We start from the raw sequence: 25,090 nt of genomic DNA on the forward strand, positions 1-25,090 counted from the left end.
TGTAATTTTGGCAGCCTAGCAAAAGGTTTCCGACCACTCTTTACAATGGAACGGCTTTTGCAATCCAAAAGAAAAATTATTCATGAGCTTTATCAATTCCGTACTAAAGGTTTTTGTAGGAGATAAATCCGAGAAAGACGTTAAGGCGTTACAACCTTTGGTAAAAGAAATAAAATCCTTTGAACAACAACTCGAAGGACTTACCCACGACGAACTAAGACAAAAAACAGTTGCCTTTAAAGCACAAATTCAGGAAGACTGCAAAGAAATCAATGACAAAATAGCGCAGCTTCGTGAAGAAATCCAAAATTCAACAGATATAGACCGAAATGAGGAGATCTATAGTGAAATTGATAAGCTTAACGAGGAAGCCTATAAAATTTCTGAAGATACCTTAAACACCCTTTTGCCCGAGGCCTTCGCCGTTGTAAAGGAAACAGCAAAACGATTTGCCGACAATGAGACCCTTACCGTTATAGCAACAGAATTTGATCGTGCTCTTTCAGGTTCCAAAGATTATGTTATGCTTGAAGGCGACAGTGCGGTATGGAAAAATTCATGGGATGCAGCTGGAAAGGAAGTTACATGGGACATGATCCATTACGATGTGCAATTAATCGGTGGTATCACCTTACATCAAGGTAAAATTGCTGAAATGCAGACCGGTGAGGGAAAGACCTTAGTGGCCACACTCCCACTCTATCTTAACGCATTATCAGGAAAAGGAGCCCATTTGGTTACCGTAAACGATTATTTGGCAAAAAGAGATAGCGCTTGGATGGCCCCTATTTTTGAATTTCATGGACTTTCTGTGGATTGTATCGATAAGCACCAACCCAATTCCGAAGGAAGAAGGGCCGCTTATAATGCCGATATCACCTACGGAACCAACAACGAGTTCGGTTTTGACTATCTCCGGGATAATATGGCACACACCCCTGGCGATTTGGTTCAGCCACCGCATCATTACGCTATTGTGGATGAGGTGGATTCTGTTTTGATTGATGACGCAAGAACGCCCTTGATCATATCTGGACCTGTCCCTGAAGGTGACCGACACGAGTTTAATGAATTGAAACCAAAGGTTTCCGATATCGTTCAAAAGCAGCGTCAACATTTAACAGGAGTGTTAGCTGAGGCCAAAAAATTGATTAAAGAAGGAGATACCAAAGAAGGAGGTTTCCTTTTGCTTCGTGTGCACAGAGGTTTACCAAAAAACAAGGCACTCATCAAGTTTTTGAGTGAAGAAGGCGTAAAACAACTGCTTCAGAAAACAGAAAACTTCTATATGCAGGACAATAATCGGGAGATGCCCAAGGTAGATGCCGATCTATTGTTCACCATTGATGAAAAGAACAATCAGCTTGAGTTAACGGACAAAGGAGTCGATCACATTTCCGGTGATCAGGACAAAGATTTCTTTGTCATGCCTGACATTGGAGGTGAAATTGCAAAGATTGAAGAACAAAACCTGGAAATCGAAAAAGAAGCCGAGCTCAAAGAAGAACTTTTTAAAGATTTTGCTGTAAAAAGTGAACGTATCCACACCATGAGTCAATTGCTCAAGGCCTATACCCTATTCGAAAAGGATGTGGAGTATGTGGTTATGGACAACAAGGTAATGATCGTTGATGAGCAAACCGGACGTATTATGGATGGGCGTCGTTATTCGGACGGGTTGCACCAAGCCATTGAGGCGAAGGAAAACGTAAAAATTGAGGCCATGACCCAAACTTTTGCGACCATTACACTTCAGAATTACTTCAGAATGTACAACAAACTGGCTGGCATGACAGGTACCGCTGTTACAGAAGCTGGGGAATTCTGGGAAATCTACAAGTTGGATGTGATGGAGATTCCAACCAACCGTCCAATCGCTCGGGATGACCGTCACGATTTGATCTACAAGACCAAACGAGAAAAATACAATGCCATTATTGAAGAGGTAACCGCACTTTCACAGGCGGGCAGACCTGTTTTGATTGGTACTACTTCTGTTGAAATATCAGAATTGCTCTCAAAATTATTAAGTGTTCGCAAAGTTCCGCATAATGTATTGAACGCCAAATTGCATAAAAAAGAGGCCGATATCGTTGCTGAAGCAGGTAAAGGTGGTATTGTGACCATTGCTACCAACATGGCAGGTCGTGGAACCGACATTAAATTGAGTGACGAAGTAAAAGCCGCAGGTGGTTTGGCCATCGTAGGAACCGAACGACACGACTCCAGACGTGTGGACAGACAGCTACGTGGACGTTCCGGTCGTCAGGGAGATGTGGGAAGCTCTCAATTCTATGTTTCATTGGAAGACAACCTAATGCGTTTGTTTGGCTCTGACCGAGTCGCCAAAATGATGGACCGTATGGGATTGGAAGAGGGTGAAGTAATTCAGCATTCCATGATGACAAAATCCATAGAACGCGCTCAAAAGAAAGTTGAGGAAAACAACTTTGGTATCCGTAAACGTCTATTGGAATATGATGATGTAATGAACGCCCAGCGTGAGGTGGTGTACAAAAGAAGACGTCATGCCCTTCAGGGTGAACGATTGAAGGTTGATGTGGCTAACATGATCTATGACACCTGCGAAGTCATTGCCGAAACCAATAAAATGGCCGATGATTTCAAAAACTTCGAGTTTGAGCTCATCAAATATTTCTCTATAACCTCTCCGGTCAATGAAGAAGAGTTTAAAAGGTTGAGTTTTCAAGAAATCGCGAATACGGTTTACAAGGTCGCTTACGATTTCTATCAACAAAAAATGGAGCGAAGCGCAACGGTGGCCTTTCCTGTTATCAAAAAAGTCTACGAAGATCAATCCAACAAATTTGAACGCATTGTGGTTCCTTTTACCGATGGAATCAAGACATTAAATGTGGTTACCAATCTGGAATCAGCATACAACAGTAATGGAACGCAATTGATCACGGATTTCGAGAAAAATATTTCCTTGGCCATCATTGATGATTCGTGGAAAACACATCTTCGTAAAATGGACGAATTGAAGCAGTCTGTACAGTTGGCGGTACATGAGCAAAAAGACCCACTTTTGATCTATAAATTTGAGGCTTTTGAGCTATTCAAAGAAATGATTGATAAGGTGAACAAGGAAATTATTTCTTTCTTGTTCAAAGGGGAATTGCCTTCGGAGAACGCTAACCCTATCCAAGAAGCTAGAAACGTAAGAAGACCGAAGGAAAATTTAAAAACAACCAAGGAAGAAATACCGAACAGTGATGAACTTGCAGCTCAAAATAGAGCCGCAGGACAAACCCAGGGCAGAAGACCCCAGGTTACGGAGACCATTGTAAGGGAAAAGCCAAAAATTGGCCGAAACGATAGGGTCACGATCAAAAACATCATGTCCGGCGAAAGCAAAACGGTAAAATACAAACAGGCCGAACCTCTAATCGATAAGGGAGAGTGGGTATTGCTAGACGAGTAACCTAAAAAAATAATTGTGATAAACGACAGTCATTTGTGGCTGTCGTTTTTGATTATACCAAAAACATATTTAGATTTACAGATTAAACTCCCCATATTAAGGTATTTTTGCTACCATCTTTTAAAGATTTTGTAGTAGAAGCACAACCCAAGCGCAGCCCATGAAAATTCCTTTTGAGGATAAATATCATTTTCAAGAAAAAATCGATTTGGTACTTAAGGTAAACTATAGTTCTTCTTTCATTGCAATAATTTTTGGGTTGGTGTGCCTGTTTTTTTTGGACATCAAAGAAATAATTCCATATACATTTTTTGGTTATGCCTTATTGAATTTGCTCAATACGGTTTTGTATACCAGACATAAAAACCTCATTCTTTGTTATAATGTCACTTCTATTGTCTCCATGGTTGGGGCCACCATAATTACCCTTTATAGTGGAGGTATACAGAGTCCTTTTCTTTTTGTTCTTGCAATAGTGGTTTTCTCAGGATACGTAATTACAATGGTTTATGGGCAGATATATCTAGTAATAAACCTTTTGGTCATTGCCGTTCTATTTATTTATGATTTAGGGGATTATAAAATTTCCCAGAATCTTGTTCCCGAGTCATCCAAAAGTTGGTTTGCCTTGGGAAGTGCACTCTATGCGGTGTATCTATTAGGAGTCGTTTTAGGGAAAAACTTGTTGAAAGCCCACCATAAACTATATAAATCCCGAAATGAAATTCAACAGCGAATTGATGAAAAGGAGATTCTTTTAAAAGAAGTACATCACAGGGTCAAGAACAATCTACAAACGGTTTCCAGTCTGTTAAGTCTGCAATCCAGGACCATTGCTGATGAAAAAATCAGCAGTATAATCAAGAGTAGTCAAAACAGGGTCGTTTCAATGGCCATGGTTCATGAAATGCTATATAAACGGGATGATTATTTGTCCAAAATTGAGGTAAGACCGTATGTCAAAGAACTTACTGAATACCTGGTACGATCCGTTAAGGGCAATGCCACCAATATTGAGGTAGATTTGAACATTGAGGAAAACAAGCTTAGCATTGATACCGTAATCCCGTTGGGATTAATCATCAATGAAACCATCACGAATGCCTTAAAATATGGGATTTCGGACGAAAAGAAAGGAAAAATCACCCTCTCTCTCAAAAACCTTGCAGATAATCGCTATGAGCTCTATTTAGGTGACAATGGCATCGGGTATTCCGAAAATTTTGACCCAAAAAATGCAAAATCCCTGGGTTTAAAGCTCATCTACAACCTCACTCGACAGCTCAGGGGAACCATAGCTAGGGATTTATCCAAAAAAGGAACTTATTATCGTATTGAATTTGAAGAAATTGTGGAAGATTTCAATGCTATCGAGTAAAGCTTTTCCTATCTTTAACCGACTAACAAATTCTTCATCTAATGCTCAAAAAACTGCTTTTGGCAGCACTTTTTCTAAGTGCTCCAGTTTCCGCACAAGACTATTTCTATAAAAAATACCATCCTTTCAATTCTGATATTCCCTCTCCTCAAGAATTCCTTGGCCATGGTATTGGTGATAAGCACACTCGACACGATTTAATCGTTAGCTATCTCACCAAACTTTCAGAGCTTTCCGAAAGGGCAAGCATTTATGAATATGGCAAAACCCATGAGGGTCGAAAATTGGTGATGTTGACCGTCACCACACCTGAAAACCTTAAAAATCTTGATCAATTGAAGGCCAAGCACCTTCAATTTACAGATCCCGCACAAAATCCAACCAACTATGATGAGATTCCAATTTTTGTGAATTTGGGATACAACGTCCATGGAAACGAGCCTTCAAGTTCCGAAGCGGCTATGCTCACCGCCTATACTCTGGTCGCTTCCAACAACCCAGAAATATTAAATTACTTGAACAAAGGGGTCATCTTCATCGATCCGACCATTAATCCCGACGGCAGGGACAGACATACCCATTGGGCAAATATGTACCAAGGGAATCCATTGGTTGCCGACCCGCAAGATGTGGAGCATAACGAATATTGGCCCAGGGGAAGAACCAATCATTACTGGTTCGATTTAAACCGAGACTGGTTGTTGGGAATAAACCCTGAAAGCCGAGGGAAATTGACATGGTATCATGAGTGGTATCCCAATGTGGTGACCGATTTTCACGAAATGGGTACGCAAAGTTCTTATTTCTTTGAACCTATGAAGGACAATGGGTCTTTAAATCCAATAATGCCCAAGGAAAACTACGTTGACCTCAATAATCTGTTTGGAGACTACTTTGCAAAAGCTCTGGATAGTATCGGTTCATTTTACTTTACCAAAGAAGCTTTTGATGGCACCTATCCTGGTTATGGTTCCTCCTACCCTGATTTACAAGGTGGATTGGGATTATTGTTTGAACAAGCAAGTTCAAGGGGACACAAACAAACCACAGATTTTGGTGAAATCACATTTGCATTCACCATCCGCAATCAATACTTGTCAAGTATCACAACGATAAAAGCTGCTGTTGAAAACAAAGCATACTTGAGAAAATATCAACAGGATTTCTTTAAAAGCGCCTTGGGCAATGCTTCCAAAAGTCGGATTAGGGGATATTCCTTTAAAGATGATCATGACCCAAATCGCGTAAAAGCCTTCGTTGACAAGCTACTATTACACAAAATCGAGGTCTATAAATCTGGAAACAGTTTTGTGGTACCCACAGGACAACCGCAATATCGTATGGTACAGAGCATGTTCGAGACCTATGCAAAATATCGGGATAGTGTCTATTATGATGCCTCCGCATGGTCCGTGGCCAACTTCTACAATATGAAATACAAACCGGTGACTGCTCTTAACCTAGGTGATAAAATCACATCAATAGACGATTTGGTCAAGCCCGTTGCCGTTCAGAAATCTAACTATGCCTATATCATCGATTACGACGATTACAATGCCGTAGCAGCTTTAAATTACCTACAATCCAAAGGATTGGTAATTTCAAGCTCCTTTAAACCATTTACTGCAAAAACGCAGGAAGGAAACAAAAGCTTCAATTATGGAGCCTTGGTTGTTCCTGTCAGCCTCCAAAAAAAGAACGCGGACGAAGTGTACAAAAGCATTCAGAAAGCCCAAAACAAGTTCCGAGTGCCCATTTATGCTGCGAATTCGGGTTATAATGTAAAAGGTATTGATTTGGGAAGTCGATATGTAGATGCCATAACAAAGCCAAAAGCTGCCATGATCATTGGCCATGGAGTCCGTTCCTATGAAGCTGGAGAAGTATGGCATTTATTGGATACTAGGGTGCACATGCCCATTACCAAAATCCCGATTCGAAATTTTGGTGGTGCAAACCTTGATAAGTACAACACCTTAGTCATGGTTTCTGGCAGTTATAATTTCAATAAAAAACAACAAGAAAAAATAAAAGCTTGGGTAGAAAAGGGCAATACCCTCATTACCGTAGGGACAGCTTCCAAATGGGCTATTGACAAAGAACTTGTGGAGGAAAAACTAACAAAAAAAGAAAAGGATTCCACATCCACAGTAGAAAGAAGGCCCTATGTTGACGCTCCTGAAAATTTGGGAAAAGAAAGGGTCGGTGGCGTTATTCTTAAAGTTGATTTGGATGTAACCCATCCCCTTGCATTTGGCTATCGTGACACTTCAATTCCAGTCTATAAAAACAATACGGTTTGGCTTTCCCCAAGTAAAAATGCGTATGCCACCGTGGCCAAATATGCCGAAAATCCTCATATAGATGGTTTTGTCACCAAAAAGAATATGGAAGATAATCTAAAACCTTCTGCATCCTTGATTGTTAGCAAATTAGGGAGCGGCAGGGTAGTCCTCTTTGCAGACAATCCCAATTTTAGAGGATCATGGTATGGCACCAACAGATTGTTCTTAAATGCATTGTTTTTAGGTGATAAAATTAGAATTCCAGAATAACCAATACTATGAAAAAACTATTTTTCCTTTTAACCTTATTCCAATTTAGTTTCGGATTCGGGCAAGAAAACCTTAGCGAAGGCCCATTTTCCCAGCTCATTATTAGAGGAGTCACATTGATCAATGGAAATGGAGCACCACCGAGAGGTCCCGTGGATATTGTAGTGGAAAAGAACAAGATCACTAAAATTCAGGTGGTAGGGTATCCCGGAGTTAAAATTGATGATTCCAAAAGGCCACAACTCAAACCCGGAGGAAAAGAATTGGATTGCAAAGGCATGTACCTCCTACCAGGTTTTGTTGATATGCATGGCCATATTGGCGGTATTGGACAGGGTGCTGACTCCGATTATGTATTCAAACTGTGGATGGCCCATGGCATTACCACAGTTAGGGAACCCGCTGGACGGGGGGTTGATTGGACCTTGGATTTGAAAAAACGAAGTGCAAAGAATGAGATTGTTGCCCCTCGAATTCTGGCGTATACTGCCTTCGGACAAAAATCAAGTGGTTTTAACCCCTTAAATGACGCACCAATAAGCACCCCGGAACAGGCCAGAAAATGGGTTAGAGCTAATGCTGAACGAGGTGCGGATGGCATTAAGTTTTTCGGCGCCCCACCAGAAATTATGGCCGCCGCATTGGATGAAAACAAAAAATTGGGTTTACGCTCTGCTTGCCACCATGCGCAATTGGATGTTGCTCGCTGGAATGTGCTTCATTCCGCACGAGCCGGTTTGACCAGTATGGAGCATTGGTACGGGCTTCCAGAAGCTTTGTTTGAAGATAGAACCGTGCAAGATTATCCGGTGGACTACAACTATCAAAACGAACAACATCGATTTGAAGAAGCTGGAAAACTTTGGAAACAGGCCGCCAAACCCTACTCTGAGCACTGGAACAAGGTCATGGACGAATTGATAAGTCTGGATTTCACCTTGGACCCTACTTTAAACATTTATGAGGCAAGTCGGGATTTGCACAGAGCTCGAAGAGCTGAATGGCACGAAGATTACACTTTACCTTCTTTGTGGGATTTCTATCAGCCCAGTAAAATTTCCCACGGTTCGTATTGGCACGACTGGGGCACGGAACAAGAAGTGGCCTGGCGAGAAAATTATAAACTGTGGATGACCTTTGTAAACGAATACAAAAACAGGGGCGGTAGAGTAACCACTGGATCAGATTCCGGGTTTATTTTCCAATTATACGGCTTTGCCTATATCCGCGAAATGGAACTTTTAAGAGAAGCTGGCTTTCATCCCTTGGAAATTATCCGCTCTGCAACCTTAAACGGTGCAGAAGCTCTAGGTATGGATGATAAAATAGGTACCGTGTCCGTAGGCAAACTGGCCGATTTTGTCATTGTTCCCGAAAATCCATTAAAAAATCTCAAGGTACTATACGGTACCGGAGCAATCAAACTAACCGAGGATAATGAAGTTGTTCGCGTTGGTGGTGTCAGCTATACGATTAAAGATGGTATTATTTACGATGCGCAGGCGCTTTTGCAAGACGTAAAGAAAACAGTACAGCAACAGAAACAAAAATTAAACTACAAAATAAAGCAACCGGGATTAAGATAGCGGAAGTCATAATAGAAGTTAAGGTTTGGGGATGTAAAACAGCACAGTCAGTTTTCCTGAATTATTAATATTGATCTCGCTTTTTTCGCAAAGAGAAAGCAATTGATGCGATGACAAAAGCTGTGCTAAAAAACAATACAAGTGGTATGGCAATGCCCATAATCATGATTAAGCCAATTTAGATTTGTTTCTTTTGGTTTTAAAAGTAAGTGCTTTTTTTACTCTAGCGTTTTTGAACTTGTACAATCTAGCAACCTTTACTTCTTTTTCAGTCTCTTTCTGAATTGTGATATCCAATTCAACACCAACAGTTATAGTGTCAACTTTTACTTCCTTAGAAGCGTCTTGTGCCATAGCTAAAGTTCCGAAGAAGATTACTGCGATAAGGGTTAAAATTGCTTTCATGACTTGGGTTGTTTTTACATTGTAAATCTACCCTAGCCCGGCCCCTGACCCAGATTTATCTCGCTTAACGCCCTTTTTTTTTCGGTATCGGAACTTTTTTCGGCTGAAGTGTATTTTATCCTCGACAAACGTTTTCAATGTAAAAAACAGGCTATCGATTCCTTATGCATTTCATCGATGTTTGCAGCAATAGCTATGGATGCAGCTTGTGCAGTTGGTCTGATTTTTTGGTAAGGACATCGACCAAATATTTTGTTTTGAATCTATAGATTTCATAATTTCAAGACATTTTCGACCCTATTCGAACTCTTTTAAACCACAAATCATGAAAATCACATTCTTAGGACATGCTACCCTTTTAATCCAAACTGAAAATGCCAATCTGATTGTAGATCCTTTTATAAGCGGAAACAGTTTGGCAGCCCATATTGATATAAAAGCATTGAAAGTTGATTATATTCTAATTACCCATGGTCATCAAGATCATGTATTGGATGTGGAGACGATTGCGAAAAACAATCCAAAGGCCCTTCTGATATCAAATTATGAAATTGTAGAGTGGTTCGGAGCGAAGGGGATAAATGGCCATCCATTGAACCATGGTGGAAAGTTTAAGTTCGGTTTCGGAACCTTAAAATATGTAAATGCCATACATTCCAGTGTACTGCCCGATGGTTCCTATGGTGGAAATCCTGGTGGATTTGTATTGACCACCGCTTCCAAATGTATTTACATCGCAGGGGACACTGCATTAACCTTGGATATGAAACTTATTCCTGAGACCTGCTCCGCACTGGATTTGGCCATATTCCCAATCGGGGATAATTTCACTATGGGCTATGAAGATGCCTGTATTGCCAGTGATTTTGTACAGTGCAGTAAAGTATTGGGGTGTCATTATGATACCTTCCCTCCTATTAAACTTGACAGAGCCGAGGCGCAATCTCATTTTAAATCCAAAGGGAAAGAGTTGATTCTGCTGGATATTGGCTCCAGTATATCCATTTGACAAAATTCCTTTTCCTCGCAGTAATACATTATATTTCCATGCGACAAAGCATAAAAACAAAATAGTGAGACATTTATTTATACCGTTGATTTTATTGACCTCCTTCGGATGTCAGTCCAAAACCGCCAAAGTACAACCTACTGTTGCCGAGCATAAACCCATGGAAAAGGTTGTTGTCTCGCCAGAAGCACTGCAAGAATATGAAACTGCCTATTTTGCGAGTGGCTGTTTTTGGTGTGTCGAGGCTATTTTTGAAAGTGTTAAGGGTGTTAAAGAGGTCTATTCTGGCTACTCCGGAGGGCCGGAAAAAAATCCGAACTACGAGCAGGTTGCTTATGGAAGAACCGGACATGCCGAGGCAGTAGAAGTGTTTTATGACCCAAAGGTGATTTCTTTTACACAGTTGGTCCAGGTTTTCTTTGGTTCGCATGACCCAACCTCACTAAATCGACAAGGACCTGACCGGGGAGCACAATATCGTTCCATTGCATTTTATAAAAATGATGCCGAAAAGAAAATCATCACGGACTATATCGAACTATTAACGTCCAAAGATGTATATGGTAAGCCCATAGTAACGCAAGTTGTGGCATTCGATGTTTTTTATAAGGCAGAAGAGTATCACCAGGACTATGAAAGAAGAAATCCGAACAATTCTTATATCCGAAACGTTTCAATACCTCGATTGAATCGATTCAAGGAAAATTTCAAGTCGTATTTAAAAGAAGATTCACACTAAAGTGTGATGATTATTGGTGGGAATTCTGGAGAGGTAAAAAGAAGATGGTCAGGGCGTGTTGATGGAATAAGGTTGCACTATTCTTTCAAAACAACTTCGCTATACTTGGAGTTTATATTTACCGATTTATTGTTTTTATCATTGATATGATACCCTTTGTGCACATTAGTGCTATAGTTTTTTGATGACCCAACGGCAATAGCCTCAGGAAAACTAACCTCAGAATTGGTTTCCTTCACATAAATTGAAAATGGGACGGACGGAATTGTAAAATCCACTTCACCGTTCTCCACGGTGATATCCACATCAGAAAAACTGCTGGAAACTGAATTTATTTGGAGTGCACCTAGATTATTGGTCACATAAATCTTATCGGTTAAGCGACCTATGGTAACATTGGACGACACTGAATTTAAAGTCAGCTCACCTACTTCTTTTAAATTCACCTCATTTGAATAATCCGTTTTTAGCTGCCCATAATTCCATCGCTGAACTACTACTGGCGAATAGGAAGCCCTAATATCCGTTCTATCGCCATCAATGGTTGAGGCAAGCAAGCTTGCGTAGGACAAGCTTGCTTTCATATTTTTAGTATTTGCCGCTAATTTTACCTCCCCATGCCTCACGTTCATTTTCAACTTGACAGACTTTGGCATCTTGATCTTGATGTGCTTTTTCACCTTGTATTTTTTGTGCTCTCCATCCGATGAGAAGTAAAAAATATTGGAATCATCCCCACTTTGCAATCTAAACACCCTATCGGCCCTGTGTCGGTCCCTTTCCCTGTCCCGTTCTTCCCGAAGTTCGTCTCGTTCTGCTCTTAACTCATCACGTCTAGCCCGGGCTTCATCCCTTATGGCCCTTGTTTCCTCTCTTATTATGATACGTTGTTCCCGAAGTTCTTCTCGCCGCTTTTCCCGTTCTTCAGCCATTTTTTCCATTTCCTTGCTCCATTCTTCAAAGCGTTTATGGTACTTCCTATCAAAATTCTTGTCAAATTCCTTTTTCCATTGTTTCAGATATTTATCTCCATCCTTTTTATAGGATTCATAGTCAAAATCAATGTGTGGAATAGGTGGTAAGGGTGGCATTTCGGGAATTACCATTACCTCTGGCATTTCTGGAAGTTCCGGGAGTTCAGGAATCACCAAGTTCTCAATGATTGGGTCAACAAAGGATACATCCGGGGCCACGAAATCAAAATCATGACCCAACATGTCACTTGAGAAGACGCTAAAACTATTCCCTATCGTTTTAATCTCTATTTCCTTGCTATTGCCCAGTATTTTAACGACATCTCTTTCAAAATATCTTTTGGCTTCTTCCTCTGTAGCTCCCTCAAGCTCAACTACGGCTGTAATTTCCACTTCGTCTTTGTCCCAAGTCTCAAATTCGATGTCTGCATGACTGGTATCGATGTTCAAGACGGTTTCTTTGTTCACATTGAACGTCTCTTTGTATGTTTTGGATTTTTCCTGAGCCTGACAGACGAAGCCCATCAGACCAAAAAGAAAAACATTAAACAATATTTGCGGGTTCCTGTTCATTTTTTGATGATTTTAATTGATTTAACTTTGATTTTAATTTTTGTAATAATTGCAATCGCAACTGCAGGTTTTGTATCAAGGCATTTATGGTATCGTCGTTCGGTCCAATATCATTAAGCTCAACATTTAACCTGCTGTACTCCTCATCCAATTCGGAAAGTCGTAGCATATAATTGTCAATAATGGCCTTGTTGTCCCCTGTGAATTCCAAACCGGAAAGCTCAAGGTTGATATTGGTAACGTAGTAGCTTTCTACCTTTTCCAAATCGGGAGAAAGGTCCCCCAATGAAATACCCTTGTGCGGCGTATCGGTATTCTCCGTATTGGCAATGGACACTTTCGGGTCTATGGATTCCCCTCTGCCAAATACGAAATATGCGGTTAAACCCAACACCACAACAACCGAGGCAGCAATGCGTATCCAGAAGAACGATGTGGGTTTAGTCAGAGGTTCAGATTCTACCTCTACCTGGTCCGTAGGCATGCTTTCTTCCAACTTGGATAAAAACCGGGCTTCATGCCCCAGTTTCATTGTCTTCTTATGCTGTTCCCTTTCCTTTGCGAACAATTCTCTAAGATCCTGTGCCATAAGTCCTGTTCTTTAATGATTCTTTTAATTTCATTTTGCCTCGCAGCAATCTGGTCCTTGAAGCCGTTTCTGAAATTCCCAATATTCCGGAAATCTCGCTATGATCATACCCTTCCACCAGAAACAACTGCACCACGTACTTATATTTTTCGGGAAGATTTTCAATCACCTCGTTTATTGTTTCGAGTGATATTCCTTCCTCTACGCTCCAATCGTCATCGTCCACTACATGAATATGTCCCTCGTTCAACTCTACCGTCTTTTGGTGCTTCGACTTTAAAAAATCGATGCTGCCGTTTATCACTATTCGCTTTAACCATGCCCCGAAAGTAACCTCGCCCTTAAATTGGTCTATTCGTTGAAAAGCTTTTATAAAAGCTTCCTGCAGAACATCTTCCGCGTCATGCGGGTTTTTCAGAAAGCGTAGGGCCACACCATACATTCCATCGCAATATTGCCTATAGAGCTGTAATTGCGCTTGACGGTCGTTGGACTTACATTTTTCTACCAGTTCAATCTGAAACATGGTCGGTTTTGTGTTTGGTATTTTAGCTGTTCAAGTTAAGGACGATGTAAAAAAGCCCGCGTTGCAAAATCAGAAGAATTTTGCTCTTTTTTAACAAAAAGAAGGTGTCATCAGTTTAAAAAGTATGTTTTGGAGGCTAATTGTTAAGTCAAACCGTTGAGAGCAACCACGCCAAACCTTTCGTAAAGTCGTCTATGGTCAATACTCCCATATGGGTTTTATCATTTTGTGAAGCTGCAGCCAAAGCAAAGCCATGGGTATAATCAATAACAATATCGGCAAATAAAACACCTTCACTTTCATTTTGCACCAATAACTTTGACTGCTCCCTTACGGTATTGGTCAAATCAATCAACTCCTGATTTATCAATGAATGGTCGGTCAACAATAATCTGCATACGTTGGGATGTTTGAAGACACATTCGCAATAATTACCCAGTAATTCTTGTATTATCAATTTGGAATCTTCTGTCGCGTTTATAACATTTACACTTTTGTATACAATTCCAACGAGGTCTTTTATGATATTTTGACGCGATCCCACATGATGCTTTAAGGCCATCGCCGTAACTCCGAATACTTTTGCCAATTTTCTGAAAGATAGTCCACGCTCTCCCTGGTTATCAAGAATTATAAGAGCCTCCTTAAGAATTTCATCTTTGGACAATATCAAATTATCATTTGTAGGTCTTCCCAAGGTATTTTTCATCACGTCGTTATGTTACCACTCGATAATGATTTTGCACAAAATCAAATTTCATTCGCTTTGAATTTATCAATTCCAAATCGATGTCCTTTTCAATTTCACCAAACAATCTTTTGCCCTTACCTATTAGAATCGGTATTTGAGTTAGGGTTATTTCACAAATCAATCCTTTATTAATAAAGGATTGCACCAACTTTCCTCCATCAACGTATGCTTTTTTAAAGCCTTCTTTATACAGAAATTGCATTAACTCAATCGGATTTAGATTTTTTATTGTCACTTTGTTTTGAAGTGATTTTGGGACATCTGCCTGTGCCAATGTGCCGCTTATCACGAAAGTTGGCATTTTGTATGGCCATTGATTGAAACCCAATACGGTTTTAAAGGTTCCACTCCCCATGACCAACACATCCATTTGATTGGTAAACTCTTCAAAACTATTGTCATTTTCATCCACTCCGTATTTCATAAGCCAATCCAAAGAATTGTCTTCCCGAGCAACAAATCCATCTAAACTAGATGCCATAAAAACATAACCATTTGCAATATTATCCCTCATACCTATTAAATTAAATCATAAATATACAGTGTATAATTTTAAATGAATCCATAAACCTGCAAAAACTTTATACCTTAGTACAAAACAATAGCACTTTTCACCTTGTCAAACGAGCAACGTATTTCTTCACATATCTCTAAAATTAAAAAGCTCCGAAAGCAAGATCTCTCTGCTGAGCAACTGTTAAAGGGAATTTTTAAAGGAGACAAAGCCCACTTGTCCAAGGCAATTACATTGGTTGAAAGTTCAAAATCTGAGCATTTTGAAAAGGCCAATGCACTTATTGAACAATGTCTGGCAAAACCCGGTGATAGCATCCGAATCGGGATAACGGGGGTTCCCGGAGTGGGAAAGAGTACTTTTATTGAGGTTTTCGGCAAAACCTTGACCCAAATGGGCAAAAAGGTTGCCGTTTTGGCCGTAGATCCGACCAGCACCTTGAGCAAGGGCAGTATTTTAGGGGATAAAACCCGGATGCAATTGCTTTCCAAAGACCCAAATGCTTTTATTCGACCGTCACCCTCTGGGGATTCTTTGGGCGGGGTAGCCCGAAAGACCCGCGAAAGTATCGTACTCTGCGAAGCGGCCGGTTATGACATTGTTTTGGTTGAGACCGTCGGTGTTGGCCAAAGTGAGACCATGGTACACAGTATGGTTGATTTTTTTCTGCTATTGAAACTTTCAGGGGCCGGAGATGAACTTCAAGGCATTAAAAGAGGTATTATGGAAATGGCCGATGCCATTGCAATCAACAAAGCGGATGGTGGTAATCTGGAAAAGGCAAAATTGGCCGAAGTCGAATTTTCAAGAGCCCTCCACCTATATCCACCCAAAGAAAATGGCTGGATTCCAAAAGTCCTCCGTTGTTCGGCCGCGGAAGGCACAGGAATCGATGAGATATGGAAAATGATTGAAGATTTTGTGGCCCAAGCCAAAGAGAAAGGATATTTTGACGCAAATAGAAAGGAGCAAAACAAAAATTGGTTCGTGCAGACGCTGGACGAGCAGTTAAAGCAATATTTCCGTAAGAAGAAATCATTTAAAAAACTTCAGAATGAAATGTTGAAGGCCGTCGAGGAACACAAAGTATCTCCTTTTTATGCCGCCAAAAAGCTATTGGAATGCTTAACCGGGGAACTTAAATAAAAGAAGTAAATTTGCCCAGATTATAAGCCAATACATGAGCACTGTCACCGATTCCCTGTTATCCATTGTGGTTCCATTGTACAACGAAGAGGACAATGTGGTCTTGCTGACCGAAAAAATCCATGAAAACTTAAAGGGTTACAACTATCAAATCGTCTATGTTGATGATTTTTCCACCGACAAGACCCGGAAAGTGGTCAAGGACATGGATGACAATCTAGTGCATTTGATAGAGCTTAAAAAGAATTATGGTCAAAGTTTGGCTTTGGCGGCAGGAATCGATTATGCCGAAGGGGAATACATCATCACCATGGATGGTGACCTGCAAAACGACCCATCCGATATTCCGCAGATGTTGGAATATGCCGTCAGTGGCGATTTTGATGTGGTTACCGGAATCCGTCAAAAACGACAGGATTCACTTGTCAAAAAAATCCCCTCAAAAATTGCCAATTTTTTAGTTCGGAGGGTGACAAAATTGGATATCAAAGACAATGGCTGTGCCTTAAAAGTCTTTACCAAAGATATTGCCAAAGGTTTAAATCTTTATGGCGAAATGCACCGCTTTATTACCCTTTTGGCCTATTTGGAGGGTGGACAGATAAAACAAGTTCCTGTGAAGCACCATGCCCGTCATGCCGGTGTTTCAAAATATGGTTTGGAGCGTGTTTTTAAAGTAGTTGCGGACATGATGCTTCTGCTCTTCATCAGAAAATATTTTCAAAGACCGATACATTTGTTTGGAATTTTTGGAGTGCTTCTAATCATCCTTGGAGTTTTTATCAACATTTATCTATTGATTGTGAAGCTCGGTTTTGGTGAAGACATTGGTAGCAGACCGCTGCTAATTTTTGGAATGATGTTTATCTTGGGTGGAATCCAATTATTCACCATCGGAATTGTAATGGAATTGCTCATACGCACTTACTACGAATCCCAGCAAAAAAGGCCTTATCGTGTTAAAAAAATAACCATCGGTGACGGAAAAGCTGCGTAAAAAACTCATTACGGCCTTAAAAATTCTTGTCAGTGCCGCACTGATATACTTTATTTTCACCAAAATACAGTTTGAAGATGTTGTTCAAACATTAAAGGACAGTAATCCTGTTTACCTAATCCTTGGAGTGTTATTGGTGGTATTGTCCAAGGTTTTGGCCTCATTTCGACTTAATCTCTACTTCCATCAAATAGACGTTAAAATCACCCAACTGAGCAACTTAAAATTGTACTTGCTGGGGATGTTCTACAATCTTTTTTTACCCGGTGGAATTGGCGGTGACGCCTACAAAGGCTATGTCATTCAAAAAAAGTACAAATCTGGGACAAAAAGAGTGGTCTCGGTACTTTTGCTCGACCGATTAAGCGGAATGTTGTTGATTTTTATCTATTCCTGTGTATTGGCTCTATTACTTCAACAACCCATTTTTACAACGTATAGCTGGGTTTTTGCCATAGGGATTCCGTTGAGCATTATTGTCTTTTGGTGGATGAACAAACGGTTTTTCTCCTTTTCGCTGCTAGTTTTCTGGAAATCTTTGGCGTATTCGGCTTTTGTTCAATTATCCCAACTCATATGTATCCTCTGTATTTTAAAATCCCTTTCCATAGAATTACAAACAGCGGAATATTTGTTCATTTTTTTGGTCTCCTCTATTGTATCCGTAATTCCGTTGACCATTGGCGGCATTGGAAGCAGGGAAATTACGTTTTTATATGGAGCGGAGTGGTTGGGCCTTGATGCAGGCTCTTCCATAAGTATCAGTTTTGTATTCTTCCTGATGACTGCCTTGATATCATTTTTTGGGATATTCTATCACTTCAAAAAACCGAAATTGGAAACATTGGATTAATCCAAATGGACTAAATGCATTTTGTTGAGTTTGTCTTCTCGAGTGAGTGGATTCAGGAACTTCAATTGTAATCTTGTAATTCGAAATTGGTCTACGGTAATTTCATCATGCCAGTGATATCCCGCCACTCTAAGTTTTTGTAGTTCTTCATCAGTGGCATATACCCAGGCTTTGGGTTTTTGTTCCAAATCGGATACGGAAACAATATTGACTGGATTTTGATTGTAAAAATCCATTGCCCAAGTATGCCTGTCGGAAATCTTGTAAATATTATCCACAGGAATATTGCGCTCTGCAACTTTTTCGGCCATAGTGGAGCCCGCTTGATATTCTAAAAGTGAAGGATAAAAGTGCAGGTTCAAAACTACATTCAACAATATTGAACTGTAAGCGGACAGTGTAATAATTCTTTTAAAGTATTCTTCCCTTTTCAAACAAAAATGACATATCACCATAAACAAGGCGAGCAATAATAGGTAATATTGAATGCCATTGAAATCGAAGACATAAAAGCACGCCAACATCGTAAATATGAATACCAAACTCAATATAAAATATTGAACCCCCAGCAGCACTTTCAATGTCCTTTTCTTGGATTTTTCATATATCCACATCAGATAGGCCGCCGTTAATATGGAATATAATGGGATAAGAATATTGATATAATGTGGAAGCTTAAACTGGGCCAGACTTATCAGAAAAAATAGGATGGTGATGCCTCCCACGGTCAAAAACTCCGTTTTTGGTTTGTAGGCTAGTTTTGTCTTCCAAAATGTTTTTACTTGGGTCCAATATGCCAATAAGGCAATCACCGTCCAAGGAAGAAAAACCCATAGAAAGGTGTGAAAAAAGAAGAAAAAATCGCTACTATTCTTCCCTACGCCCTGGCCACTCATTCGTTCAAAACTTTGTTCCCAAAGAATAAAAAAGATGCCACTGCGGTTGTCCCTTCCTCTAATTATTTTCTCAGGATGTAAATCAAATTGAAGGTAGTAGGCATAGAGCATCGGGGCAATGGTGACCGCAAAAACCAATAGTGCGATAAATACCTTCCAACTCCAAAGACTTTTCCATTTTTTGGTGTATGCCAAATGACACAAAATTGAAATCCCAATCACTACAAGGGCTATCTGTCCTTTGGTTGAAAATGCCATGCCTGCACCGAAAGCTCCCCAAAGAATGTTGTGCAATTTGTTATTCTCGATATAAGCGGCCAACTGCCAGATTGAAAAAATGGCAAAACCGGTCAATACAGCATCGGTGCGTACATCAATAGCCGAAAGCACTATGGTCTGGGCCGTCATAAAAACCAATGCGGAAAGCTTACCAACATCTTTGCTGTAAAGCAATTTTCCAAGTCCAAAACAACTCCAAGCGCCCAATAAGGTTACCAAAATTGCAGGTATTCGATATGCCCAATCGTGGATGCCAAAAATTTTGAAGGACAAGGCTGCCAACCAATAGTGCATGTGCGGTTTGTCCAAATACTCTTCCGTGCCTTTGATCAGGGTAAAAAAATCATTTTCTTGAACCATTCGCATGGCCATGACCGCAAATTGGGCGGAATCGTTCTCAAAAAGGGTAACGAACATTCCGGCAATGTACACCAGAACAACTAGGGAAAGTAAAAACCAATATCTGGCAGATGATATCATGTTCCCAATTTTTGGAATGCAAATATAACCAACCTGGCAAACACCCATCCAAAAAAGATGCCGATCACCATTCCTGTTAAAACATCCAAAGGATAATGTACGCCGATGTATATTCTGCTGTAGGCTACGATCATAGCCCAAAACACAAGAAACAGTCCAATATATTTGACTTTTTTATGAAATAACAGAGCAAAAAAGGTGGCGGGCGCAAAGGAATTTGCGGCATGGGCAGAGAAGTATCCGAACTGTCCTCCACAATAACTTTTCACCAATCGCATTACCTCGCTTATTTCTGGATCATGGCAAGGACGGAGTCTTCCAATACCATATTTAAAGAAATTGGAGAGCTGGTCGGTGCAGGTAATCAACAAAGCTATGCTTATCAAAACGGCCGCTGTACCTTTTATTCCAAAACTTTTATAGCTTAAGTAAAGTAGCAATACATATAACGGAAAGGAATTACGAGTCCTGGTCATGAACATCCAAAAGCCATCCCAAGCTTCTGTTCCAAGTCCATTTAGAAATAAAAAGACTTCTTGGTCCCACTGTATGAGTTCTTCGAGCATTAACTATCGTATCGCGAAACTTCCCTATCGTAGAATGCCGTTGCCGCTTCTATCAAACTCTCTGCTTCGGCAGCCAATTCGGCCTCATCTTCCTTGGAAAATTCTTCCAACCATTCCACTTCATCATTTTCCAGGTTGATAATAAAACGTGGATATTCGGTATGAACGATAAAAATTGAGTCCGGATGGTCCGTATTGTCGCCTAAAAGAAACTTGGGTAATTCCATTTGTAATTTATTCGATTCCTTCGGAATCTTGTTTGCTAGATATTAGTTTTTTGGTCAAATAGTTAAATCGAATATACAACATTACGGCCGATGCGGTTAACCCGAGCAACAGTCCCATCCAAATGCCGGTGCTCCCAAATTCCGTGAACAATCCGAAATAATAACTGATGGGAAAACCAATGAGCCAATACGCAATAAAGGTGATGAAGGTTGGTATTTTTACGTCTTGCAGACCCCTCAATGCTCCCAGAACCACAACCTGTATACCATCGGAAATTTGGAAAAAGGCAGCCACCAACAACAATTTGGCGGCAATAATGATCACTTCGGTATTGTCCATTTGGTTTACAATATCGTCCACATCCAGGTAAATGGTGGGTAACCAATGCCTTCCCAATAGGAAAATGGCCGCAAACACAACTTCCAACAACAATGTCAGGAAAAAAATGGACTCTGCTATTCTTCGAAGCTCTTTAAAGTTTTGAAGTCCTTTTTGATTTCCTACCCTAACCATGGCAGCCACACTCAAGCCCATTCCTACCATAAAGGTCATACTACTCAAATTCAATGCAATCTGATTTGCCGCTTGGGCATTTTTCCCCAAAACACCACTCAACCAAATCGCAGCTGTAAATATGGCCACCTCGAAAAACATTTGAAGGGCCGACGGAAAACCCAAGTTTATGATCTTTTGCATCACCTTCTTCTCGATTATTCTAAAATTGAATTTGGTGATATAGGGTTGAAATTTTTCTTTTCGCTTTAACAAAAGCCAGATATATCCCACCATTACAAACCTGGAAACCAGGGTGCCAATAGCCGCCCCGACGATACCCAATTTTGGAAATCCGAAGGATCCAAAAATCAATAGATAGTTGATGACAACATTCAACACATTGGCCAACACGGTGGCATACATTGGGTATTTGGTCTGGGACAGTCCTTCAGAAAATTGCTTGAATGCCTGAAATATGATTAAGGGTACCAAGGAAAATGCCACTAATTCCAAATACGGAATTGCCAATTCTACCACCTCGAGCGGTTGCTTCATATGGTACATGAGCGGTTTGCAAAGTAAAATGATGCCAAAAAGGGAAACTCCCAAAAGTGTACAGAGCACCAAGCCATGTTTTAAGGCGCTTTTACCATTGGCAACGTTGCCAGCTCCATCCGCTTCAGCAACCAAAGGGGTAATCGCAGTGGAAAAACCAATTCCCAAGGACATGGCGATAAATACAAAACTGTTGCCCAAAGAGACCGCAGCAAGTTCGGCCGTACCCAATTGCCCCACCATAATGTTGTCCGCAAAAGCAACAAAGGTGTGCCCCAACATACCCAAAATAACAGGGTAGGCCAGTTTTAGATTGTATGCAAATTCTTGGGTATACCGTTGAAACAAAGCTGAAATTTAGGAAGCGTAAAGATAGCTGGATTGGATAGAATTAAAGCTTGTTTTTGGGCTACTTTTTAAAAAAGAATGAACAACAAAAATCCCTATTGCGTTTTCGCCTCCTCCCAAAAAACATCCATTTCAGCAAGCGTCATTTCCTTTAGGGATTTTCCCATTTCCTTTGCCTTGCCTTCCAGGTATTGAAAACGTTTGATGAACTTTTTGTTCGTGCGTTCCAAGGCGTTCTCTGGATTTACATCTAAAAAACGGGCATAATTGACCATAGAAAATAAAACGTCGCCAAACTCAGCTTCCAATTGATCTTTGTTTCCTTGTCTGATTTCTGTTTGCAGTTCGGATAGTTCTTCTTTTACTTTTTCAAAAACTTGTTCTGGATGTTCCCAATCAAATCCTACACCAGATACTTTTTCTTGGATCCTATTTGCCTTGACAAGGGCGGGCAAACTATTCGGAACTCCTTGAAGCACACTCTTCTTCCCTTCCCGCAGTTTTATGTTTTCCCAATTCTGCTGCACTTGCTGTTCGTTATCCACTTTTACATCACCATAAATGTGTGGATGTCTGTTGATCAACTTCTCACAAATATCATTGGCAACGTCAGCAATATCAAAATCGTTGGTCTCCGAACCTATTTTGGCATAGAACACAATATGGAGCAACAGATCGCCCAATTCTTTTTTTACCTCTTCCAGGTCATTGTCCAAAATAGCATCACCCAATTCATAGGTTTCTTCAATGGTCAAATGACGAAGGGATTGTAGGGTCTGTTTTTTATCCCACGGACATTTTGCCCGTAGCTCATCCATGATGCTCAACAGCCTATCAAAAGCCTTCAGTTGCTCAGGTCTTGCGTTCATCTAAAAAATTTTATCTAAAAGTACAAAGACCTTAATTTAGGGCATTATAGTTTTTAGGGTTATTTTGAGCCACTATCAACTATTTTTCAACAGCTAGATGCGACATATTTTTTTCTTACTTTTTGTTACCCTTTCATTGCACGCACAGGATAATTTGCCTTTTAAAGATGAGGTAAAACAAATCCAAGAATATACCAATTCCATATGGGATGCAACCAAACCAACAGTAGTTTTCACTGGAAGTTCAAGTGTACGTTTATGGAAAGACCTTCAAGATAGATTTCCCGACAAACAAATATTGAATACCGGCTTCGGAGGCTCACAATCATCGGATTTGGAGCATTATTTGAATGAATTGATTTTGGACTATAATCCAAAACAGGTGTTCATTTATGAAGGTGATAATGATATCAGCAGTAAAAAAAGACCTCGGGCCATCCAAGGCACCATTCATGATATTATTAAGGAATTACTTCGAAAAAGGCCACAAATGGAAATTGTACTGATTTCTGCAAAACCAAGCATTTCCAGATGGCATTTAAAAAGAAGGTACAAAAGGCTGAACAAGAAACTCGATAAGTTGGCTTCCGAAATAAAAAACGTACGCTTTGCCGATGTGTGGTCGGTAATGACCCATAAAAGAAAATTAAAAACCCATCTTTTTATTTCGGATGGACTGCACATGAATCAACAAGGATATGAACTGTGGTATAATGTGCTAAAAGATTATGTAAATTAAACACCATTTAAAATGTTATCAAGAGCTGTCCTCATTTTTGCTGTGATTATTTCACTGGCCGCATGTCAATCCCAAAAGAAGGAAATCAATTTCCCAAAAACAGATTTATCTGCTGTCGCACTAATTCCCAAGCCTGTAAAAACGACACCCACAAACAGTGCTTTTGGTTTGGATTCAAATACCGCGATATTTACGTCGCTGGCGGACCCCAAGTTTGAAAAAGCAGGTCGTTTTCTTGCCGAAAAAGTCAATGCGAGACTAGGTTTCAACCTGACGGTAAACAACACTTCAAGTGAAAAAGAAATTGACCGCGTGATTTATATCAACCAGTCGGACAGTGTCGATCTAAAAACCCCGGAATCCTATCAACTTTACATTAAAAAGGATTCCATCTATTTAAATGCCAAAACGGCGGCAGGGGCATTTAGAGGTGTTCAAACCCTAAGGCAATTGATTCCGGAGCAAAGCAACGATACGCTTACGGACCATCCACTCTGGTTGATTCCGACCGGAAAAATATACGATGAGCCCCAATTTGGGTATCGCGGAGCCATGTTGGATGTTGCCCGTCATTTTTTCACTGTGAATGAGGTAAAGAAATTCATAGACCTTCTCGCCTATTACAAATACAATGCCTTGCATCTACATCTTACAGATGACCAGGGATGGCGATTGGAGATAAAATCATGGCCCAAACTCACTGAAATTGGTGGCCAAAGTGAAGTTGGTGGTGGAGAAGGTGGATTTTTCACGCAGGAAGACTATAAAGACTTGGTTCAGTATGCCGCCGACCGACATATGATCATCATACCCGAAGTTGATATGCCAGGGCACACCAACGCTGCATCATTAAGCTATCCTTTTTTACATGCTGGAGGGAAAGCGGATAAACCTCGTGTTAGAACCGATATGAAAGTAGGATATAGCTCGTTTCATGCACGAAAAGATACCGTATATGCATTTTTGGATGACGTTATCGGTGAAATTGCTGCAATAACCCCAGGTCCATACATTCATATTGGTGGAGATGAGAGCCATGTCACCAAGAAAAAAGATTACCTCCACTTTGTGGAGAAAGTTGAGAAAATCGTATTGAAACATGGTAAAAAAGCTATTGGGTGGAACGAGATTGCCCAAGCCAAGCTTGACCCCAGCAGTATTGCACAGCTATGGAATGAACCTCATAGTGCCATGAAAGCTGCTGAAGGTGGTTCAAAAATTATAATGTCTCCGGCCAAAAAGACTTATTTGGATATGAAATACGATTCACTTTCCAAATTTGGACTTACTTGGGCAGGAATGATTCCTGTGGATGTTGGTTACAATTGGAGTCCCGAAAACTATGTGGAAGGCTTACCCAAAGAGCAGATTTTGGGCATTGAGGCACCACTTTGGTCTGAAACCATTTCAAATAGTGCTGAATTGGAGTATTTGGCCTTTCCACGTGCCATTGGCTACAGCGAATTGGGCTGGTCCAAACCAGAGCATAGAAATTGGGAAGATTATAGAAAACGGTTGGCCCAGCAGGTTCCTTATCTGAATCGAATGGAAGTGAATTATTATCCTTCCAAATTAATAGATTGGTCTGAGTAAAA

General features: G+C 40.4%; 22 protein-coding genes. 11 read left to right on the plus strand and 11 right to left on the minus strand.

Features of this window, described 5'->3' with window-relative positions; genetic code table 11:
* The first annotated feature begins 82 nt into the window (after window positions 1-82).
* The 4 genes from secA (at window position 83) to ACULLG_RS14795 (ending at window position 8,964) form a co-directional block, all read left to right on the plus strand.
* Window positions 83-3,445 (plus strand): preprotein translocase subunit SecA, encoded by a 3,363-nt coding sequence (gene secA, locus ACULLG_RS14780; protein ID WP_452127570.1) that lies wholly within the window; start codon window positions 83-85, stop codon window positions 3,443-3,445.
* 160 nt (window positions 3,446-3,605) lie between these two features.
* Entirely contained in the window at window positions 3,606-4,823 is a 1,218-nt protein-coding gene (locus ACULLG_RS14785; protein WP_452127571.1) for a sensor histidine kinase, read from the plus strand.
* 41 nt (window positions 4,824-4,864) lie between these two features.
* Complete coding sequence (locus ACULLG_RS14790; protein WP_452127572.1) at window positions 4,865-7,378, plus strand: M14 metallopeptidase family protein; 2,514 nt, start codon at window positions 4,865-4,867, stop codon at window positions 7,376-7,378.
* Between the two features lie 8 nt (window positions 7,379-7,386).
* The gene (locus ACULLG_RS14795) at window positions 7,387-8,964 is read left to right on the plus strand and encodes an amidohydrolase family protein (protein WP_452127573.1); all 1,578 of its coding nucleotides are present in this window, start codon (window positions 7,387-7,389) and stop codon (window positions 8,962-8,964) included.
* Window positions 8,965-9,132: 168 nt separating this feature from the next.
* Here the strand turns inward: ACULLG_RS14795 and ACULLG_RS14800 are convergent, their stop codons facing one another.
* Window positions 9,133-9,369 (minus strand): hypothetical protein, encoded by a 237-nt coding sequence (locus ACULLG_RS14800; protein WP_452127574.1) that lies wholly within the window; start codon window positions 9,367-9,369, stop codon window positions 9,133-9,135.
* 325 nt (window positions 9,370-9,694) lie between these two features.
* Here ACULLG_RS14800 and ACULLG_RS14805 point away from each other — a divergent pair, with 325 nt between their 5' ends.
* On the plus strand, window positions 9,695-10,378 hold the full coding sequence (locus tag ACULLG_RS14805; protein WP_452127575.1) for a metal-dependent hydrolase: 684 nt from the start codon (window positions 9,695-9,697) through the stop codon (window positions 10,376-10,378).
* Window positions 10,379-10,538: 160 nt separating this feature from the next.
* The gene (msrA, locus tag ACULLG_RS14810) at window positions 10,539-11,117 is read left to right on the plus strand and encodes a peptide-methionine (S)-S-oxide reductase MsrA (RefSeq protein ID WP_452127981.1); all 579 of its coding nucleotides are present in this window, start codon (window positions 10,539-10,541) and stop codon (window positions 11,115-11,117) included.
* Window positions 11,118-11,194: 77 nt separating this feature from the next.
* On the opposite strand, the gene ACULLG_RS14815 is transcribed toward msrA, so the two are convergent.
* The 5 genes from ACULLG_RS14815 to ACULLG_RS14835 all read right to left on the minus strand — a co-directional run bounded on the left by ACULLG_RS14815 (window position 11,195) and on the right by ACULLG_RS14835 (window position 15,044).
* The gene (locus tag ACULLG_RS14815; RefSeq protein ID WP_452127576.1) at window positions 11,195-12,664 is read right to left on the minus strand and encodes a hypothetical protein; all 1,470 of its coding nucleotides are present in this window, start codon (window positions 12,662-12,664) and stop codon (window positions 11,195-11,197) included.
* Window positions 12,636-13,253 (minus strand): hypothetical protein, encoded by a 618-nt coding sequence (locus ACULLG_RS14820; protein WP_452127577.1) that lies wholly within the window; start codon window positions 13,251-13,253, stop codon window positions 12,636-12,638. Before ACULLG_RS14820 ends, ACULLG_RS14815 begins: the two co-directional genes overlap by 29 nt.
* Complete coding sequence (locus tag ACULLG_RS14825) at window positions 13,237-13,779, minus strand: RNA polymerase sigma factor (RefSeq protein ID WP_452127578.1); 543 nt, start codon at window positions 13,777-13,779, stop codon at window positions 13,237-13,239. The genes ACULLG_RS14820 and ACULLG_RS14825 overlap by 17 nt, the downstream gene beginning before the upstream one ends.
* A gap of 148 nt (window positions 13,780-13,927) precedes the next feature.
* Complete coding sequence (locus ACULLG_RS14830; RefSeq protein ID WP_452127579.1) at window positions 13,928-14,488, minus strand: TetR/AcrR family transcriptional regulator; 561 nt, start codon at window positions 14,486-14,488, stop codon at window positions 13,928-13,930.
* A 7-nt stretch (window positions 14,489-14,495) separates the two neighbouring features.
* On the minus strand, window positions 14,496-15,044 hold the full coding sequence (locus tag ACULLG_RS14835; protein WP_452127580.1) for a dihydrofolate reductase family protein: 549 nt from the start codon (window positions 15,042-15,044) through the stop codon (window positions 14,496-14,498).
* A 102-nt stretch (window positions 15,045-15,146) separates the two neighbouring features.
* Between ACULLG_RS14835 and meaB the strand changes: the two genes are divergently transcribed.
* The 3 genes from meaB to ACULLG_RS14850 are packed head-to-tail and all read left to right on the plus strand — an operon-like array spanning window position 15,147 to window position 18,040.
* The gene (gene meaB, locus ACULLG_RS14840; RefSeq protein WP_452127581.1) at window positions 15,147-16,190 is read left to right on the plus strand and encodes a methylmalonyl Co-A mutase-associated GTPase MeaB; all 1,044 of its coding nucleotides are present in this window, start codon (window positions 15,147-15,149) and stop codon (window positions 16,188-16,190) included.
* 34 nt (window positions 16,191-16,224) lie between these two features.
* Window positions 16,225-17,187, plus strand: a complete 963-nt coding sequence (locus ACULLG_RS14845) for a glycosyltransferase family 2 protein (protein ID WP_452127582.1) — start codon at window positions 16,225-16,227, stop codon at window positions 17,185-17,187.
* The gene (locus ACULLG_RS14850; RefSeq protein WP_452127583.1) at window positions 17,168-18,040 is read left to right on the plus strand and encodes a lysylphosphatidylglycerol synthase transmembrane domain-containing protein; all 873 of its coding nucleotides are present in this window, start codon (window positions 17,168-17,170) and stop codon (window positions 18,038-18,040) included. The genes ACULLG_RS14845 and ACULLG_RS14850 overlap by 20 nt, the downstream gene beginning before the upstream one ends.
* Here the strand turns inward: ACULLG_RS14850 and ACULLG_RS14855 are convergent.
* From ACULLG_RS14855 to mazG, 5 genes are all read right to left on the minus strand, one after another.
* Window positions 18,037-19,695: an ArnT family glycosyltransferase gene (locus ACULLG_RS14855; RefSeq protein WP_452127584.1), complete on the minus strand. Its 1,659-nt coding sequence runs from the start codon at window positions 19,693-19,695 to the stop codon at window positions 18,037-18,039. The two genes, ACULLG_RS14850 and ACULLG_RS14855, sit on opposite strands and share 4 nt — an antisense overlap.
* Window positions 19,692-20,261, minus strand: a complete 570-nt coding sequence (locus ACULLG_RS14860) for a phosphatase PAP2 family protein (protein WP_452127585.1) — start codon at window positions 20,259-20,261, stop codon at window positions 19,692-19,694. The genes ACULLG_RS14855 and ACULLG_RS14860 overlap by 4 nt, the downstream gene beginning before the upstream one ends.
* Window positions 20,261-20,488: a hypothetical protein gene (locus ACULLG_RS14865; protein ID WP_452127586.1), complete on the minus strand. Its 228-nt coding sequence runs from the start codon at window positions 20,486-20,488 to the stop codon at window positions 20,261-20,263. The genes ACULLG_RS14860 and ACULLG_RS14865 overlap by 1 nt, the downstream gene beginning before the upstream one ends.
* A 7-nt stretch (window positions 20,489-20,495) precedes the next feature.
* Window positions 20,496-21,887, minus strand: a complete 1,392-nt coding sequence (locus ACULLG_RS14870; RefSeq protein WP_452127587.1) for an MATE family efflux transporter — start codon at window positions 21,885-21,887, stop codon at window positions 20,496-20,498.
* Between the two features lie 95 nt (window positions 21,888-21,982).
* Window positions 21,983-22,756, minus strand: coding sequence for a nucleoside triphosphate pyrophosphohydrolase (gene mazG / locus ACULLG_RS14875; protein WP_452127588.1), 774 nt, complete (start codon window positions 22,754-22,756; stop codon window positions 21,983-21,985).
* A 97-nt stretch (window positions 22,757-22,853) separates the two neighbouring features.
* Here mazG and ACULLG_RS14880 point away from each other — a divergent pair, with 97 nt between their 5' ends.
* Entirely contained in the window at window positions 22,854-23,495 is a 642-nt protein-coding gene (locus tag ACULLG_RS14880) for a GDSL-type esterase/lipase family protein (RefSeq protein WP_452127589.1), read from the plus strand.
* Window positions 23,496-23,507: 12 nt separating this feature from the next.
* A complete protein-coding gene (locus ACULLG_RS14885; RefSeq protein WP_452127590.1) occupies window positions 23,508-25,088 on the plus strand; it encodes a beta-N-acetylhexosaminidase in 1,581 nt (526 codons plus the stop codon).
* Window positions 25,089-25,090: the final 2 nt, after the last annotated feature.

Source organism: Flagellimonas sp. 2504JD1-5, assembly GCF_053618295.1.